General features: G+C 43.0%; 22 protein-coding genes. 4 read left to right on the top strand and 18 right to left on the bottom strand.

Annotated features, from left to right (window positions below; genetic code table 11):
• Positions 1-3: 3 nt before the first annotated feature.
• Genes J5O05_RS04385 through J5O05_RS22340 form a run of 4 tightly spaced genes read right to left on the bottom strand, consistent with a single transcriptional unit; the run spans position 4 to position 2,260 of the window.
• Positions 4-336: a hypothetical protein gene (locus J5O05_RS04385; RefSeq protein WP_208843754.1), complete on the bottom strand. Its 333-nt coding sequence runs from the start codon at positions 334-336 to the stop codon at positions 4-6.
• Positions 272-724: an Lcl domain-containing protein gene (locus J5O05_RS04380; RefSeq protein WP_208843753.1), complete on the bottom strand. Its 453-nt coding sequence runs from the start codon at positions 722-724 to the stop codon at positions 272-274. Before J5O05_RS04380 ends, J5O05_RS04385 begins: the two co-directional genes overlap by 65 nt.
• Positions 721-1,356: an ethylbenzene dehydrogenase-related protein gene (locus J5O05_RS04375; protein ID WP_208843752.1), complete on the bottom strand. Its 636-nt coding sequence runs from the start codon at positions 1,354-1,356 to the stop codon at positions 721-723. Before J5O05_RS04375 ends, J5O05_RS04380 begins: the two co-directional genes overlap by 4 nt.
• Positions 1,319-2,260: an ethylbenzene dehydrogenase-related protein gene (locus J5O05_RS22340; RefSeq protein ID WP_208843751.1), complete on the bottom strand. Its 942-nt coding sequence runs from the start codon at positions 2,258-2,260 to the stop codon at positions 1,319-1,321. Before J5O05_RS22340 ends, J5O05_RS04375 begins: the two co-directional genes overlap by 38 nt.
• A gap of 245 nt (positions 2,261-2,505) precedes the next feature.
• On the opposite strand from J5O05_RS22340, the gene J5O05_RS04365 reads away from it, so the two are divergent.
• Positions 2,506-4,221 (top strand): alkaline phosphatase D family protein, encoded by a 1,716-nt coding sequence (locus J5O05_RS04365; RefSeq protein WP_208843750.1) that lies wholly within the window; start codon positions 2,506-2,508, stop codon positions 4,219-4,221.
• Positions 4,222-4,300: 79 nt separating this feature from the next.
• Here the strand turns inward: J5O05_RS04365 and J5O05_RS04360 are convergent, their stop codons facing one another.
• The 7 genes from J5O05_RS04360 to efpL form a co-directional block, all read right to left on the bottom strand.
• Positions 4,301-4,753: a hypothetical protein gene (locus J5O05_RS04360; RefSeq protein ID WP_208843749.1), complete on the bottom strand. Its 453-nt coding sequence runs from the start codon at positions 4,751-4,753 to the stop codon at positions 4,301-4,303.
• Positions 4,754-4,773: 20 nt separating this feature from the next.
• Positions 4,774-5,190: an FAD:protein FMN transferase gene (locus J5O05_RS22335; RefSeq protein WP_208843748.1), complete on the bottom strand. Its 417-nt coding sequence runs from the start codon at positions 5,188-5,190 to the stop codon at positions 4,774-4,776.
• A 17-nt stretch (positions 5,191-5,207) separates the two neighbouring features.
• On the bottom strand, positions 5,208-5,552 hold the full coding sequence (locus tag J5O05_RS22330; protein WP_208843747.1) for an FAD:protein FMN transferase: 345 nt from the start codon (positions 5,550-5,552) through the stop codon (positions 5,208-5,210).
• A 14-nt stretch (positions 5,553-5,566) separates the two neighbouring features.
• Positions 5,567-6,100, bottom strand: a complete 534-nt coding sequence (locus J5O05_RS04345; protein ID WP_208843746.1) for an FMN-binding protein — start codon at positions 6,098-6,100, stop codon at positions 5,567-5,569.
• 11 nt (positions 6,101-6,111) lie between these two features.
• On the bottom strand, positions 6,112-7,002 hold the full coding sequence (locus J5O05_RS04340) for a DUF6662 family protein (RefSeq protein WP_208843745.1): 891 nt from the start codon (positions 7,000-7,002) through the stop codon (positions 6,112-6,114).
• Between the two features lie 217 nt (positions 7,003-7,219).
• A complete protein-coding gene (locus tag J5O05_RS04335) occupies positions 7,220-7,804 on the bottom strand; it encodes a hypothetical protein (protein ID WP_208843744.1) in 585 nt (194 codons plus the stop codon).
• Between the two features lie 186 nt (positions 7,805-7,990).
• The gene (gene efpL, locus J5O05_RS04330) at positions 7,991-8,560 is read right to left on the bottom strand and encodes an elongation factor P-like protein EfpL (protein WP_208843743.1); all 570 of its coding nucleotides are present in this window, start codon (positions 8,558-8,560) and stop codon (positions 7,991-7,993) included.
• Positions 8,561-8,848: 288 nt separating this feature from the next.
• Between efpL and J5O05_RS04325 the strand changes: the two genes are divergently transcribed.
• Positions 8,849-9,295: an Hsp20 family protein gene (locus tag J5O05_RS04325; RefSeq protein ID WP_208843742.1), complete on the top strand. Its 447-nt coding sequence runs from the start codon at positions 8,849-8,851 to the stop codon at positions 9,293-9,295.
• 110 nt (positions 9,296-9,405) lie between these two features.
• Here J5O05_RS04325 and J5O05_RS04320 read toward each other — a convergent pair whose 3' ends face one another.
• The 4 genes from J5O05_RS04320 to J5O05_RS04305 all read right to left on the bottom strand — a co-directional run bounded on the left by J5O05_RS04320 (position 9,406) and on the right by J5O05_RS04305 (position 12,673).
• Positions 9,406-9,843 carry a YbbD-related protein gene (locus tag J5O05_RS04320; protein ID WP_208843741.1) on the bottom strand — a complete coding sequence of 146 codons (438 nt, stop codon included), beginning with the start codon at positions 9,841-9,843 and terminating at the stop codon, positions 9,406-9,408.
• A gap of 100 nt (positions 9,844-9,943) precedes the next feature.
• Positions 9,944-10,486 (bottom strand): hypothetical protein, encoded by a 543-nt coding sequence (locus J5O05_RS04315; RefSeq protein ID WP_208843740.1) that lies wholly within the window; start codon positions 10,484-10,486, stop codon positions 9,944-9,946.
• A complete protein-coding gene (locus J5O05_RS04310; protein WP_208843739.1) occupies positions 10,483-11,658 on the bottom strand; it encodes a peptidyl-prolyl cis-trans isomerase in 1,176 nt (391 codons plus the stop codon). Before J5O05_RS04310 ends, J5O05_RS04315 begins: the two co-directional genes overlap by 4 nt.
• 1 nt (position 11,659) lies before the next feature.
• Positions 11,660-12,673 (bottom strand): phospholipase, encoded by a 1,014-nt coding sequence (locus tag J5O05_RS04305; protein ID WP_208843738.1) that lies wholly within the window; start codon positions 12,671-12,673, stop codon positions 11,660-11,662.
• 173 nt (positions 12,674-12,846) lie between these two features.
• On the opposite strand from J5O05_RS04305, the gene J5O05_RS04300 reads away from it, so the two are divergent.
• Both J5O05_RS04300 and J5O05_RS04295 read left to right on the top strand, forming a co-directional pair.
• Entirely contained in the window at positions 12,847-13,680 is an 834-nt protein-coding gene (locus tag J5O05_RS04300) for a MipA/OmpV family protein (RefSeq protein WP_208843737.1), read from the top strand.
• On the top strand, positions 13,670-14,080 hold the full coding sequence (locus J5O05_RS04295) for a DUF3019 domain-containing protein (RefSeq protein WP_208843736.1): 411 nt from the start codon (positions 13,670-13,672) through the stop codon (positions 14,078-14,080). Before J5O05_RS04300 ends, J5O05_RS04295 begins: the two co-directional genes overlap by 11 nt.
• A gap of 58 nt (positions 14,081-14,138) precedes the next feature.
• On the opposite strand, the gene J5O05_RS04290 is transcribed toward J5O05_RS04295, so the two are convergent.
• Genes J5O05_RS04290 through J5O05_RS22320 form a run of 3 tightly spaced genes read right to left on the bottom strand, consistent with a single transcriptional unit; the run spans position 14,139 to position 16,964 of the window.
• Positions 14,139-15,698 (bottom strand): cryptochrome/photolyase family protein, encoded by a 1,560-nt coding sequence (locus tag J5O05_RS04290; protein WP_208843735.1) that lies wholly within the window; start codon positions 15,696-15,698, stop codon positions 14,139-14,141.
• A 5-nt stretch (positions 15,699-15,703) separates the two neighbouring features.
• Positions 15,704-15,937 carry an FAD-binding domain-containing protein gene (locus J5O05_RS22325; protein ID WP_280117672.1) on the bottom strand — a complete coding sequence of 78 codons (234 nt, stop codon included), beginning with the start codon at positions 15,935-15,937 and terminating at the stop codon, positions 15,704-15,706.
• Entirely contained in the window at positions 15,927-16,964 is a 1,038-nt protein-coding gene (locus J5O05_RS22320; RefSeq protein ID WP_280117671.1) for an FAD-binding domain-containing protein, read from the bottom strand. Before J5O05_RS22320 ends, J5O05_RS22325 begins: the two co-directional genes overlap by 11 nt.
• Positions 16,965-16,995 lie beyond the last annotated feature (31 nt).

The following is a 16,995-nucleotide window of genomic DNA, read 5'->3' as shown; positions in this document are numbered from 1 at the left end:
TCCTTAGTTTTTGGTTGATAAAGCCAAGGCTTTGCTCTCGATTTCTGACGGTTCGAGAGACGCAGAATTGGCCGGTGTAAAACTGGTTTGCATGCTGGTGGTTGGTGTTTTGGCATCAGCAACTAAGATAACAAAGGCGGCGTTTCGATAGGGGAGTTCACGCAATTGCCAGTCATAGGGGTTAAACGCAAACGCACCTTTACCCAGACGTTTGTAGAATCCGGTCAACGAGACGTCAGCATCCGCTGTCCAATAGTCGCCGTCCTTGAGTCTAGGGAAATAGTCTTCGCTTAATAAAGGGCGATGAGACTCGGTCTTGAGGGCGATATAATGCATTGAGTTCCATAGATGTTGGTAAACGCCATGCTGCTTGTCCGCATAGTTGTTCTTGGTTCGTGGCTTGAATGAGGTCTTGTGTGTCACAGCGCTCTTTTTTGAAATAACAGTCACCAGAATTTGCTTGACCCTTTCGACCATCAAACCACGAATATGTCCAATCAGCTTGATGAATGGATTCGTCTTCTTGTTTGACTTCCCAAAAGAGACCGAGCTGACTATCAAAAACACAATGCCAAGGACCTTGCCACGGCTTTAAGCTTTCACCTGTTTTTGCCATTTTTGTAAAGCGAACATCGGATTTTGGCCGTGGTTGGTTTTGCATCTGCTCATTTAATGCAAGCAGAGCAATGGTGGTAATTGCCGTGTAGATTAGTCGCTTTTTCATAGCGCTTTGTCTCCTTGATAGGCCAATTTGATCCCCTGCATGTGATGGGTATGAGCAATTTGCGCCCCATCAAAGGCCGCGACCCATAAGCACACGCCTGATTTTAAGGCGACATCTTTGTCTGAATGAGTGTCGTTTTTGCGTGCCATTTCGAGATGCCAGCGGCCGTCCGCGTATTGCGCGTGAGCGCGTACGTCAGCTCTATCGCCTTCAAAACGATTTGAGCGATATAGAACGGAAGGTAAAGTTGTGCCAAGAGGGTATGTATCATGCTGCGTTTGATAGGGGGTAGAGCCAAACCACGGAAGCACTTCCTCGGTGGAGTATTTGGTGGATGGATTCGGTAAACGCCTAGGGATAATGGCATCCTTCTTATACCATTGCCAATTCATGATATATGCGCCACTTTCTTTGCCATCAGTTTGGTATCCGGCGGTATAGCGTCGCTCACCCGTCCGAGGTGTTATAGGGGCGCCAAAGTAATTATCATCTGCAAGCATCATGTCGTTGGTACGAATGGCTTTCCAGTGCCACAAATCTCGGACATGGCCGTCTAAACTCGCGTGGTAGCCTTTCTTATGCCAATTACTGGGTTTATTTGGCAGGGGAGAAGAGTCCCAAATGCACAACATTATCTGCGGCAAATTGACACGAATTTGAAAGCATGACCGCAAATTTGTCTTCATAATGTTGTTTTTCGTCAAATTGATAAAACCCGTTTTCAGTGACTTTCCAACCATTCGAGGTTTTCACTAGTGGCAAGTGAGATAAACTTTGTGTTTCATCAACCCAAGTAAAATAAAAATAGCTCTCTTCTTTGTTATGCACGGCTTGGATGGTTACAGGTGTACTGCCATCATCGAAATTGACACCTGAGTGCGTCATTACCGTCAATGTTGGCGCGGTTTTCCAAAACGATTCGTTTGCAATGCCATCAATGGTGATGGGGACATCCGCGGGGATCGTCGATACTTCAATAGCTTGATGTAAGGAATTACCCACTTTTGGAATGAGCAGCCAAGTAACTGAAACGGTAAATCCAAGCAACATCAGGAGCGGAAACGTCTGTTTAGCAATCCAAAGTTGGCTTAGCAGTTTTTTGCCAAACTGAAGAAAATAAACATAGCTGTGCAATACGAGATAACCGATAACCCCCATCGCCACCCAGTAGTGAAGTGAAAGCGGTAACCACGTTGCGTCAAATGCTTTTGCGAGTCCGCTGACACAGGCCAAAATAAGCAATGTATAGCCTAAATTTTTTATGGAACGATGATAACTTAGAGGCTGTTTTACGTTGACAGAGCCGGTTTTTCCGCGTCGTTTTTTAAAAAAATAGAATGGATAGGCTAAGATACATAAAATTAACAAAATAGATGAAAATAGATGCCAGAAATGCACTAGGCCTTGTGGTAAAAGGCCGTCAAAAAACAACCAAGTCTCACGCGTTAAACTGGCTATCCTAAGCCCAGTAAGCAATGAAATCAGCACGGAGATCGTTACTAAGGTGTGAAGAAAAACAAATATAAAACGTTGCATGGGGTCTACTCAAACTCAAAACCGAGCGCAGATTAGTTTCTAATTCTTACACTAATATTGCCAAAATGTTAACTCAAGGTAATTTTCTATTCTTTTTTGTGTGAGGTTTGTACATTTGTTTATAAAAGCGAACTAACCCGACTCATCGATTAATTGTTTAACTGGTACGATTAGTAGTCAAAATGTCACAAATGTTCCTTATTCTTTTCCGCCTTAGCAGTATTTAGAAGAACTAGGACAGCAAAATGGAAAAGCTAACGCGCAGAGACTTTATAAAAAGCGCAATCTTAGGTGTGAGTGCCGCAACTATTTCGATGAGTTTGGTAGGTTGTAATTCCAACTCAGGCGCGGGCATGGCGACCAACGAATTCGATATTAGTTTTAATCACGGTGTTGCCAGTGGTGATCCACTCTCAGATAGCGTTATTTTATGGACCCGTGTGACACCAGAAGAAGCGCAACGTAGCGTTTCTCTTACCTTACAAGTCGCACAAGACGAAGCATTTAATCAGTTATTAAGTAGCCAAAAAGTCGTAGCGTTAAAGAAAAATGATTATACGGTCAAAGTTGACCTTGATGGTCTTAATGAAAATTCGGTGTATTACTACCGTTTTGTGGCTGATAACACGTATTCGCCTGTTGGTCGTTGTAAAACACTTCCAGTTAATGAAGTAACGCAAGTTAAATTAGCGGTAATGTCTTGCGCAAATTACCCTGCGGGTTACTTCCATGTTTATGGTGAAGCGGCAAAACGCGATGATCTTGACGCGGTCGTGCATCTAGGTGACTACATTTACGAATACGGAATGGGTGGATACGCGACAGAGCAAGCACAGGCGCTAGGTCGCACATTAGATGAAGATAACGCGACAGAGCTGTTGTTGTTGGATGATTACCGTAAACGCTATGCAAAGTACCGTACAGATGCCGGTTTACAAGCTTTACACGCGAAAGTCCCCTTTATAGCAGTTTGGGATGATCACGAAGTGTGTAATGACTCGTACATGGGGGGAGCTGAAAATCATAATCCTGAAACGGAAGGCGATTATTCAGCGCGTAAATTGGCAGCCTTGCAAGCTTATTACGAGTGGATGCCGGTGCGCCCTTATGTAGTCGGTCAGACAGAAAGCCTCTACCGTAAATTCGATTTCGCCGATTTAGTTTCACTGTATATGTTGGACACTCGCCACGAAAGTAGAGCCAAGCCATTGGATTACATGAATTACGTAGATGTGAATTCAGGGCAAATCAATTTGCAGCAGTTTCAGTCGGATTTAGTTGCGCCAACACAACAGTTACTTGGCAATCAGCAATTGCAGTGGTTAACGGATGCGATGCAAACGTCACAAACTAAGTGGCAAGTATTGGGTCAGCAGGTTTTGATGACGAAAATGAATATTCCTGCAGAATTGTTGATGTCGTTGGCAAACCCAACACCGGCAATTGCGGCTCAATTAGCCGAATTGGCACAAATTAAAGGCCGTATGCTTGCAGGCGATCCTACGTTAACGGAGCAAGAAAAAGCACGTATTCAATTTGCTGCACCGTATAACCTTGACGCTTGGGATGGCTATCCTGTCGAGCGTGAAGTGATCTTACAAGCCGCAAAAGGGGCAAATAAAAACCTCGTTGTTGTGGCGGGAGATACACACAATGCTTGGGCTGGAAAGCTATGTAATGCAAGTGGTGACGTGTGCGGATATGAATTCGCAACGGCGTCTGTAAGCTCGCCAGGACTTGAGTATTACCTGCAGCTGCCAGAAGCTCAAGCAATGCAAGTCGCTGAAGTGCTCAAGCTTCTAGTGGACGATTTGGAATTTGCCAATATTCATCAACGTGGCTTTATGACATTAACGTTTACGCGTGAAAACGTCGAAAACGAATGGAACTTTATCGACTCTGTACACACCGAACAATTCAATGTGGTGTCTGCCATTTCGACGCAAGTCGCGAAAGCCTAACCACTATTCTTTCAAGATAAGCAAAACGGCCACAATAGTGGCCGTTTTTATGCTATCCGAACTAGCTTTAAACCTATTGCTATTTTGCCGTTGCTTCTGATGTAGTGCGACGAGCTTGGACTTTCTTGAATTTTCGTTTTGGGCGATGGTAAATCGCGTGAAAAGGCAGCACGGCAATGATAGCGAGACTGACGTACCAATGGGTATTTGATAAATTGAACCATTCAGGCAACCACAGTGGCGGATAATACAGTAAAAAACCCGTTACTATCACAACACTCCAAAGCAGCAGATGGATCACACCATCTGGGTAACGACGCCATTTTTTGATTTGTTTGCGAATATGTTCTTGAAATATTTGACCGATTGAAAACAGAGAAATAAACACAAATAGCCCATGCCACATTCTGAAGTCGCCTTGCAATGGGTGTGGAAAATCATCCACAGAGGCAGGCAGTGTTAAATACAGACCAATCCCTGTAATGACCATGCCAACATACACAAACCAGAGTAATAATTTACCGTGTTTCAAAACCTGTTTCTCGCAATCTATCAGGCGGAAGACAAAAGGCGTCCACCTAGCGTAGCTAAAAGATGTTCGTCACCTTGTGTTTGTGCGGCGACTTTGGTTAAAGCATCTGCTCTCCATGCAGAAAAGGCTAAAACACTCCATTGTTCGTTTCCTGCGGGCATTATAACGCCTTTTTCATCCATAAGTCTGCTGCGATGGCTTTCGCTGTGATAGGTCCCAGACGTGGCGATAGCGGCATTTTGTAAAAACCCGATAGGGTGGCTGGCAAATTTAGGTTGAATGGGTACTCGCCTTGTACCAATTGCTTTGATATCACCACCTGCGTTAATGGACGCATTTTCACATCCCAGTCGTTTAAGTGATTTCAGTGCCAAATCCAATGCATATCCCTTGGCAATGCCGTCTAAGCAAACTATCACATACTCGTTGAGCTTCACTTTATCACCTGAAAAGCTTAATGCATGTACGCTACCAAAGAGACTCGCTTGCCGAATCCTAAATCATCAACAATACCGTGGCCAAGCAAATTGGCACCAAGTGTGGGATTAAAGAGTCCATCCGATTTGTGCATTAAAATCATTGCAAGCTGGAGAAGCCGACGTGACTCTCGAGAGATGGGGATCCATACATTGGGGTTGAGATTGATTTGATTCAGCTCAGACTTTGCACTGTGAATGCTGAGTTTCTGTTGTAACGCGTCAATGCGCGCGAAGGCTTGACTAAACCAATCATTAATTGGTGTAGTTTCGTCAGAGTACTCGATACTTATTTCGACATAAGTACCGAGTAGGGGCTTCATTCGTTTTGCGAGTTTCAAGACTGTAAAACGACTTGATGCAGAGCAAGTAAACGCTTGACACCATCTGTCACATTGCGACAAGACAAGGTAGCGCCGCTGATGTTTGGAATGTCTTTGTTCAACTTGAATTTATCGCTCAAGGTTTTGCCGACAAACATGTCACGCCAAGGCTGCATACGGATTTGTGCACCATGAGTTTCACGGTAGCTGAGTACTTCGATACCGGTCACTTTGCCTGTGGCGTCGATACCAACTGCATAAGTGATAAACTCATGTTTACCGACGACGTTGTCGATGATAGTCCAACCGACAAGGTTTCCGTCTTTTTCCATTTTATAGACTTCTTGCTCATCAAACCGTTGTCTAACACCAGCAAGCGATTTAATTTGATCTTTTTGCTCATCAGAGATGGCTACTTTATGGTCGATTGCTACAGCACTTGGGAATAACAATTGCTGAGCTTCTATTACCGTTAAGTAGTCGGCCGCATACACCATTTGGCATGTAGCGGCCGCACCAAGAGCGATTAAGCTTGGTAGCGGGCGCATACGATTTCCTCTTAGAAGTTATAACCGAATTTCAGACGCCACTCGGCTTCCGTCTTTTCGATAAGGTGTAAGTCGTTATCTGTTTGTTCATCAAACTTCTCTCCACCCCCTTTAAGTTGTTTCATGTACGTTAATGTTGCCCACCACTTTGCATCGCCGTAGTGGATGCTCGGACCTGCAAACCAAGAATAACGTTCTAAGTTCACTTCCGTTTCATGCTCTTCTTCATAGAGCGCTTCTGCACCAATAAACCAATTTGGCGCAAAACGGTAGCTCATACCTGTACCCGCGATAAGTTCGATTTCCATTTCTGCTTCAGTTGGCCATTCAAAATCTTCCGGTAGGCCTGCAATGGCTTTACGCTTAGCACCTGTGGCTTCAAAGCCTAGGTTACCTGTCCACACCAACTGGCCTTCAAGGAAGTACTTTTGCATCAACATCATCATTTCTAGACTAAGCGTGTCTTTGTCTTGACCTGAATGATTGTCCACCCATGAGTAGTCCATTGAGCCGTACATTGATAACCCAAAGTCATCAAGTGCAGGGCTTAAGAAGTTGTACTTAAAGCCAGCTTCAAGGCCTGATAGTTTCCAGCCAAAATCGTTGTCTTTTGGCATGTAACCATCAATGATAATGCCGTTCGTATCTAACGACATCCCCTTGAGCGCAAACGAGATGTTGAACGCATTTGTTAAACCGTATTCAAATTCTGTTTTAGTATCAAGCGCTTCGTAGTGACCGACTGTTTTACCTGAACGTTTGGTAAAGAATTGATACACTTCAGCTGAACCTTCAGGAAGCGTTTCTGCGCCCTTTACATACCCTAATAAGTTTTCATCTGCACTAGCAGTAAAGTTGCATAACCCAAGTGCAACAGCGATACCCAGAACTTTGATTTTCATAATTGTAAAGTTATTAATATTGTAAATGAGAAGAGTTTTTAATTTTAAAACCTCTATTCTTTTTAGCAATACCTATTTCCAAAAGTTTTAGGAATTTCTGAATATTTAATGCGTATTTTTTTGTGCTAGATCATGAATAACGTCATAGAAATGCAACTTATGCAAAAAGTTGGTCGTTTTGAGCGGAGTGGCTGAGTTAATTGTGTGGCCTACGCGTTTAAGATTGTTCCTCTTTTAAAAATGCTTGTAGTAAAAAGTTTTTTAACAAAGGGCTGCTTTCGGTCAATTCATCGAACAGTATTGCGTAAAGATGCTTTCCACGTGCTTTTACTTCACTGATAAAAACAGGAATGTCTTCATCGGTTGCATTGATGACTTGGGCAATGTTGTTTTCAAGTGCATGTTTTAATTGCTTTAAATTGTGCCTATCTTCGAAAACCAATGCTCCGGAAAGCGACAGCGAGCAAAGTGAGTATGAATGTGCGTTTTGCAGGCTTTTCAGTTGGACAGAACGATGAGGCGTAATTCGCCAATGACGGTGAAACCCTGAAATATCAACAATGTGGGGAAGATCTAAATGAAGGTCGTAGAGCTTTTTGACGTCGTCAGGTGTACTTAGGGGAAAACAAATTTCTTTGTCTTGCATGCGTGCGATTATAAGCAGTTCAGAGTGGTCTGCTACCTGTCGTAACAACTCATTAGACCCTTCATCCAGATGTTCGGGGAGGATAGGCGTCGTTGCCTCGAGTTCGATGTCGAGTAACTCATGCAAAAATTGAGATTCTTCCTTTGATAGTTTCATAGCACCCCCATTGCCTTGGCTAAATAATAAGCAAAATTTGCGCCTAAATGCCGTCAATTTGTTGTACGTTATGATAGGTGAACACGATATGAAGCAAAATAATGAACTGGCAGTGGTTTGTAAGGAAAGGGAGGTAATAAGTAGAAAAGGAGCCGCAGCTCCTTTTCTATATCGACATGATGAGCGTTATTCAGCGCGGCTGATAAACTTCACTTCTGACGTGTTGATACGGATTTTGTCACCCGTTGAGATGTGCTCAGGAACTTGAACAACAAGACCTGTTGTTAACGTAGCTGGCTTAGTACGTGCACTTGCTGACGCACCTTTCATCGAAGGAGACGTTTCTGCAATTACAAGGTCGACGGCAGAAGGTAAATCAATAGAAACAGCACGTTCACCGATCAATACAACTAAAAGACCTTTGGTTGCTTCATCGATAAATTGTACTTGCTCTTCGATGCTCTCTTTATTGATATGGTATGGCGTGTAATCTTCTTCATCCATGAACACATATTCATCACCATCGATGTATGAAAGCATTGCTGGACGACGCGTAAGGTCCGCAAGTTTTAACATGTCTTCCGCTTTGAAAGACTCGTCTACTTTACCACCTGTAACGACATCATACATGCGCATACGATAGATACTGCCACTTGCACGACCTTGAGGAACTGAACGTTCAATATCACGGACGATCATTACACGGCCATCATATTCTACAGCCGTATTCTTTTTAATTTCGCTAGCCTTAGGCATGGTCAAATTCCTATGTAAATTTCTAGGCGAAAATTACCATGAAGTCCGGTTTAGGCCAAGTACAACGAGATTGTATGGCGTAATTTTTTTAGGCAGCGAAGAAAAGATTAAAAAAATTTAATTTTTTCTCTTGAAATAAAAATAGCAGTCCATATTTATTGTTTTGAGGACGCCTTAGAGGGTCCCAACTAAAGAAATGTTATTTTAACTTATTTAATAAACCTTAATGCTAGTTTAATTGAGAATAGAATTAAGGTGCTATCGCTTAATACAAAGAGGATACAAATTATGCGTACAGTAGATTTATCTCCACTATATCGTTCATTCATTGGTTTTGATCATTTAGCGTCACTAATGGATGCCGCAGCACGCACTGACAAACAACCAAGTTTTCCACCGTACAACATTGAACTGCTTGAGCAAGATCGTTATCAAATCACGATGGCTGTTGCGGGTTTTGTTGAAGAAGAACTCACTATCGAGTCTGAAAACAACACGTTAAAAGTGGTTGGCCAAAAAGCAGATAAAGCGGATGAGCGCGAACGTAAATTCATCCATCAAGGCATTGCAGAGCGTAATTTTGAACGTAAATTCCAACTAGGCGACCATGTTAAAGTGCTCGGTGCGTCATTAGAACACGGTTTATTGAAGATAGATTTACAGCGTGAAATACCAGAAGCGCTGAAACCAAGAAAAATTGAAATTAATTCGGGTAATTTACTTGAAAGTAAATAAGTAAACCAATTTAATCCAACCATTAGGCTGCCTTACTAGGCGGCCTTTTTTATTTTTAATTAAAATTTATACGGTTTTTATAATTCATTTTTTGGGTTTTTATAATGTTGCTATTGCCAAATTAACACAAAAGGAGAGTGTTCAGGCTCTGCAATCCACCAGAGACCTTGGTCTTTGCACAAATACACACGGTAATTACGTTTCATTTGGCTGTATTGCTTGGCATTTACAGGCCACCATGATGGTAAGGTTTGAGGAAGCTGGTCGATAAACTCGTCGCGATAACAATGGGGTGGAAACCACTCGTGCGCTAATTGTGTCTGCAACCGAATAAAAAGTTGATTGCTGTCCAAATCGTATTGCAGTTTTATATCTTCGGCATCTTTAGGAAGCCAATCGGGTAACCAACCTTTGTCCTTTAACACCGCAGCATCTTGGAGAGTGGAATAGTGTTTGTCAATTTGCTCTGAGCATCCTGACATCCCCAACAGCACTAGGCTAACTGTACCTATCAAAAAGGGAGACAAGTGGCTATAGCGGGAAGGCATGTTAACTCCATTCTTTTCATCGATGAATGGGCAAAGTATAACGCCGGTTAACTGAATCCTAGGTGTATTGAGGCTGTGTTCAACATGCTGAACCGTATTCTTATCTTGTTGATTGTGATGTATCTAATTCTTGTATCAGCACGTTTTGCATGTTCTTTAATGCGTCGATTTTATCAATGGCTTCTTGAAGTTGCTCTTTAGGCAGATTTGCTTCTTTTCCTCTTTGTAGAAGTTGTTCAAGTACAGATATTTTTTCTGTGGCAGCCTGAATGTAGGCTTGTTTCAATGCTCTGTCCTTTTCGTGATGAAACGCTTCATAGGCTTGATAGTCATTCAAATCGCCTGAATAGCGTTGCTCGTCATGATTGGATTTTGCAATTGGCGGAAGGTACTCGGCAGGTGTGATAGCTTTTACATCGGCTTTATATTCGAGCGCTTCTTCGCTTTTGCTAGGTGTTAACTTACTTTCTCTGAAAGTAATCGAAGTATCGTTTTCATCCCTGATGGGCAATACAGGGGAGTGTTCCTCCGCAGACTGATATACACTCTGGACGCTCACGTCAAGCGACGTGAGCTGATAAATGCAAAAGGCAATAAACCCAATAAGCGATAAAATGACAATAAGCTTCACTTTGGTACTCACAGTGTTTGTTTCCAACGATTAAATTTGTCTTCAAACGTTTTTAACGCAACCTGAGTAAGTAATGCAATTGTTGCTTGATACTTCACTGTTTCGCTGTTTTCAAGATAGTAGTCGTACGTTCGTTTTCCCGTTGCAATGACAAGCCATTTTCCATCAGGTGTGCGTATCGGTTGTGAAAGCGCATTTTCAGGCAAATTGAATGCGGCTTGTGCGGCCCAGTTGTCCTTAATCGTTTCTCGCTTAATTGTGGGGGAAAGCAGTTCAAGGGGCTTGTCTTGTGCGCAGTTAAGTATGGCTTGTGGTGCAGCTTTATCTTGGGCTAAGTGTCGACATTGCTCAGCGAGCTTTCTCGAACTAAATAGGCCAGCCCATGCTTCAACTGACGTAACATAGCGAAATCTGGCTTTGTTTTCTTTATAGAAATTCGAAACGTCAGCGTTCGATATTTTACCTTTAAGATGTTCAACGTATTCACTGCGTTCGCCGTGCATTTGTTGTTTCAATCCAAAATAGGCCTGTGCGGGTGCTCGTACTATTTCAGTTAGGGCGACGTGATAAAGTGCATCGTAACTTATGCCTAAGTCTTTTAGTTTCTTGGTGTGCGCATTTTGCAATTGCAGTAAGCGAAAGCGTCGCTCCAATTCCGCATAGAGTACTTGAGTTTCACCTTGGTGCAGTCGTAGACGTTTCTGCATTGAGAGAGTCTCGACAATGTCTTTCATCGAAACAGCAAAGGGCAAGCCTTTCAATTGAATCGAGTCGAGCGTTGATAACGTGCTGTTGTCGTATACACCGGAAACCGGGTACGCACCAATTGCTTTTGTCAGCCAAACTTTATCAAACGGTGCTGTCTGCTGAGGCTTTAGAGATTGATAGTCAATATCGCCAAAGTTATTTATTAACAGCGTCATAGCAAGTTGTTCAGCATGATAGCGATTGCTAAAGCCGACTTGAGATTGCCTTGTTACGAGAGTCGTAGAGTACCTGTTTAATTCTTGAAAAAGGAACTCGTTTTCAATCAAACGTTCGTGTACTTGCTGTTGAGTGGTGTTTTGGCCGCTCGCCTTTTGAACATTCACAAGTAACTTTTCAAGTGGTTTAGTATCAACACTCGCATGCGTGAAAAGGGGTAGAGCGAACCCTACCACCCAAATTACAACAGAAAATCGCATATTAACGCGCTACCATCGCGTGATTAAGAAGTTGTACAACCATGGCAATGGCGTGTGGAATGACTTGGCGGCCAATTTGAACACGGTCATAGTGATCCTGAGAGTTAAGCACAATTGAGCCTTGCGCATACGAATATGAGCCACCTTGAGTCAGTAATGGACGAATATCGCTGTCTGTTGCACGAAGTGGAGCGTAATAGCTCATTGCTTCAGTAACAAGCGCTTGGTCGTTTAACAGCTCTTGATCGTAATAGTCCTTCACCCAAGATTCCCAACTAGAATGGTTGAGATCAGACGTTGTCCATGTGTGGTGCGGTTGCAATAGGTCTGTAGTATGGAACACAAAACCCAAAATTTGAGGTTGGCCTGACGCGAGGTAATTTTGGTACCAGTATTGACCTAAGTTATCGATTGGTTGAAATGGGATTTTCTCGAAATCTTTGTACATCGAGTAGCTTGAGGTGCCGTCAATGCGGTAATGTGCTTCAGTGATACCGTAACTGTTGTACTTGCTGCCGTCGGCGCCAAACCAACCCGATTGACCACCTTTGCCGTCATCTAAATGGTCGCCTTTCAACCAAGTGGCTGCCATTGTGTCAACACTGCCCCAAACCGTTAGTTTGTCATAATTGTATCCACCAAAGTCGTTACCATGTGCATCAGCGCCTTGAGTGTGGTTTTGAAAGTGCCAGTAGCTTGTGTATTTTACAATGCTCTCTGCAGCACCCCAAAGTGGTGCCTGTACACAATTACCTGTAACTGCACCGCACAAGAATGTGTCTTCAAAATCGTCAACATCGTACGCCGCTTGGCCCAATACTTCAGCCAATTGGTCAAGAGTCAGACCATTTTGAGTTGCATAGGCCTGCAATTTTGAGAATTGAGTTGTTGTCGGATGCTGTGCCATGTAGTTCACTGCATCAATGACAATACGTTTATGTGTTTCTTGGCTAAATGCGTGAGCTTTGCTTGCAAGTAGCGGTAGAAGTAGCGCGAGAGTATATCTTTTTTTCATTTTTGCGAACCTTAAAGTAGTTGCTCTATAAGTTGGAACGGGATTACAACAACTATACGTTACAAAAATATTAATAAAAAGTTAACATAAAATTTCTGGCTTTTTTATCTCAACGTTCAAATTAATTACAATTTGCGATAGACTAAGCGAGAATTCAGGGACAAGTAAAAACAATGATACAGAAATACCTACTCCTCGTTTTATCTGCATTTTTCAGTGTCGCGGGCTTTGCCAATCAATCGGATGCGACGCAGCAAGAACCGCAAGACGGCGCATTTAGTTGGCAGCTGTCTTTTGGCGTATACGGTATTAATATGACCATGCCAAAGTTAGCCGGTGACGATAGTCAGTATGAAGGACTCACTATCTTAAGTGACGTGACTATCGAATATCAAAACTTCTATCTCGATAGCAAAACGGGCGATTTCTATGGTGGCTCGGATATTGGCTATCAGCTCATTGTTGAGCCTAATTGGGGAGTTGATGTTATTTACGGAAACTACCAACTTGAATTTGACGAATACGGTTACTTTGAAAAAGATGACGTTATTCCTGAACTGAAAGGAATTAAAAAACGCCGACAAGATCAATCTTTCGGCCTGTCCTATTATCGTACTTACGGTAACTTTCAAACGTCATTAGAACTGGTTTATGACGTCTTTGGCCCGACAAATGGTTGGGTTGCTCATGCAGAAGCAACACGTAATTTTGAGCTACGAAACTGGGATCTGTGGCTGAATTTCGGTTTGAATTATTACTCATCGCGTTTTCACAATTACTATTATGGTGTGAGCGAAGAGGAGGCAACTTCTTTTAGGCCGGAGCACGATGCTGGCGATGCGACCAGCGTGTTCCTTCAATTTGAACTGAACAGGGCTATTTCTGACAGTTGGGTATTCAGTAGCGGTGCGTCATTCATTATTGGTGATAGCAGCATAAAGCGCAGTCCAATTGTAGAAACGAATTACGCACGCGTATTTTTTATGGGAGTGAAGTATGTATTCTAAACTCCTCGTTTTGGCGTTAATTTGCGCGCCAATGCACTCATTGGCGGCAACAAGCACGGAAGCGTCAGATATTACATTGGAAGAAGCACAAGCCCTGAAAGTAAGCCCAAATAAATGTGTTGCATTGAATGAAGGCCGAACCTGTTTTGCGGATGTTACCTTTACCTTACAGATGCCGGATAGAAAAGAATATTGCTTACGTGAAAAAGACCAAGCAATGCCGATAGGCTGTTGGAAAGAAGTGCAAACGGTTAATTACCTTTACAGTTTTGCTCGCACTCAATCAGTGACTTATGAGCTGGTTGCGAGGGAATCCGCGAGTGTGGTTGCAGAAGGCACAATTGAGGTCAATTGGGTGCATAAAATTCGCACTAAAAAACGCCGCTGGCGATTGTTTTAGTGACGTCATAGCCCTTTAAAATGAAGCCTTGATTGTTTCTTTGGTCAAGGCAATAAGACTAAAGGCTCTCGAGATTATCTAAATACCGTTGAGCTTGTTCCAATACCTTATTTTTCTCGTCATCCGCTTGGTTACTCCAATTTCGATAAATCATGCTCATTCGTTGGTTTTGGCTAAATGCATTTTGATGACGATGAAGAAAATGCCAATACAAACTGTTGAATGGGCACGCTTTTTCGCCATACTTTAATTTTTTGTCGTAATAGCAATGTTTGCAATAATCGCTCATTTTGTTGATGTAATTAGCGCTGCCTGCATACGGTTTGGTGGCAATGATCCCATGATCTGCGTGTTGACTCATTCCCCTTGTATTCGGAAGCTCTACCCATTGTAAAGCGTCGATATAAATGCCTAAGTACCATTCATCTACCTGCGAAGGTTCAATGCCTGCAAGAAGACAAAAATTTCCGGTGATCATAAGCCGTTGAATGTGATGCGCATACGCGTAGTCCAGACTTTGTGTAATGACTTCATTCATGCAGCGCATCTTGGTTTTGCCATGCCAAAAGTATTGAGGCAGTGCTTGCTGTGCATTGAGCGCATTGAACTGCTCATATTCAGGCATATTTCGCCAGTAAATAGCTCGAATGAACTCTCGCCAGCCAACAATTTGTCGAGTGAAGCCTTCGACTTGTGGTAGGGATATTTTATCTGGGAACGTTTCATAGGCTTTAATTGCGGCTTGCACGACTTGTATCGGACTCAGCATTTTAACGTTGAGCGCAAAAGAAAGACGAGAGTGATACAAACTCCAAGCATGTTGGCTTTGGCAGGTCATTGCATCTTGATACTGTCCGAATCGAGGTAATAAATGTTCACAAAAAAAAGACAGTAAGGTAAGTGCTTGTTGACGGTTAACAGGCCATAATAATTGAGTTTGCGACTGACCAAAGGTTCTAACTTGGTGATGTTGGAGCCGAACGAGTATGGCTTCAACCGAGTTTTCAAAACACACCGGTGTTGGAATTTCATTTAAATCATTGTCTTTAAAGGATTGCCTATTTTCAGAATCAAAGTTCCATTTCCCACCAATCGGCTTATTTTGATCCATAAGTAAGTTGTATCGTTTTCTCATCGAACGATAGAAGTACTCCATAGTGTGATGTTTTCCTTTGACGAACATTGATTCAATTTCATCGAAAGGCAACATAAAATGTTCCGTATCGTACTCGTTGCACTGATAGATTTGCTGCGAGCTGAATGCGCGAAGTTGCGCCAATACACGGTATTCATCAGGTCTTTGATACTCAAAAACGTCAACAGAGAATTGCGTGCAGTAATAGGCAATGAGATCGCATAACGTTTCATAATGGCAAGTGTCATCTAACGTTAAATGAATTACATGATGCCCTGCTGAGTTCAGTGCAGCAGCGAAGTTTTCCATGGCGGCAAAAAAGGCAGAAACCTTTTGTACGTGGTGTTTAACGTAGTCCGTTTCTTGTCGTAGTTCAGCGATAAGATAAACGGTGTCCTCGTGTTTTTGACGGTACCAAGAATGTGACGCATTGAGTTGGTCACCAAGAATGAGACGAAGTTTCGTGTATTGTTGTGATGACATGGAATTCAAAGTGACCGCTCTGTGTTGTGTTCTCTTAGCCATTGTCTACGATAATGTCCGAGTTCATCGTAGAGCTGGGTTTGTTTATCAATATTGAAGTGGCGGCCGCCTCTCGGATCGGCGCCTACGCCTGCGATGTATTGCCAATTGCCCCAATTGATTGCGACATCATAATCAATGAGTGTTTGCTCAAAGTACGCGGCACCGTAGCGCCAATCGACGCTAAGTTCATTGACCAAGTAGCTTGCTGTAATTTGACGAGACTCGATTCGAGATCCATCCTGATGTATTGAGTTCAATCATGATAGCGTTCACTAAATCCGCTTCGGTGTTACCTTCGCACCATGCTTTGAAATGGGAGGCATAAAAGGAGGTGAGTGGATTTGTTGAATTTAGTCCACGTCGAAGAAAAAGCTTCGTTCCATGCGTTTTTGCATACCAATAAAAATACTCGCGCCAAAGAAGCTCAAAATAAATCCACTCTGTTGAATCGTTTTGACCATAGATAAGTTGGTATTCCTGCAGGCGACTCAGGATCTCGTGCACACTCACCGTGCCAAGCGCTAAAAAGGGTGAAAACCCGGTCGAAAACCATTCCCCTGACAACTGATTGCGCGTTTCTTTATAGTGACTTGGATGGCGACTGCAAAAGTAATCGAGTAAGTGTTGCGCGGCAGCGCTTTCACCGTGTGAAGCATTGACGACAGGATGTTCATCAGAACAAACGGGTAAAACGGACCGCGGTAAATCGGGCAGTTGCGATGTGAGGTTTTCGGCAATCGTAATGTCGTTTACTTTCCGGCGAAATTCTGAAAACGTTTTCGGGAACGAATCAGACTTAAAAGGCAGTTCGTATTCTTGAAACAGTGTGTTGCCTGGGAGCAAATGAAACCGAATGTTTTGGCATTTGTCACGCAAAAACAACCACATTCGGGACAAGTCATAGCTTGGATGGAAGGGCAAAGCGCAATCCGTCGCTGAATGCTCATGCAACAGTGAAAGTAAAGCCGGTGTATCGAACATAGAGAGTGAAACCACGCCGTGATTGAGCTGTGCAAACCGTGCGATGAATTCACGTTCTACTGCGGAGTGGGCGTTCAACACAACGTCACTGGTTTTGCGTCGTGCAAGACATTGCGTTGAATAACGAGTCTCGTCTCTAAGAACGCAGATCAAAAGCTTATCAACGTTCGCGGAAAAAATGGATAAGGCGTTATTGTTAACTAATCGGAAGTTTTTATAAATAAAGAAGATACCGGTTCGCATTGCCTTCGCTCATTCTGCATTATCAACGTCA

The sequence above is a fragment of the Pseudoalteromonas xiamenensis genome, from assembly GCF_017638925.1.
Lineage (GTDB): Bacteria > Pseudomonadota > Gammaproteobacteria > Enterobacterales > Alteromonadaceae > Pseudoalteromonas > Pseudoalteromonas xiamenensis.
Note: the sequence above shows the minus strand (reverse complement) of the source record. Positions and strands in the feature narration are given on the sequence as shown.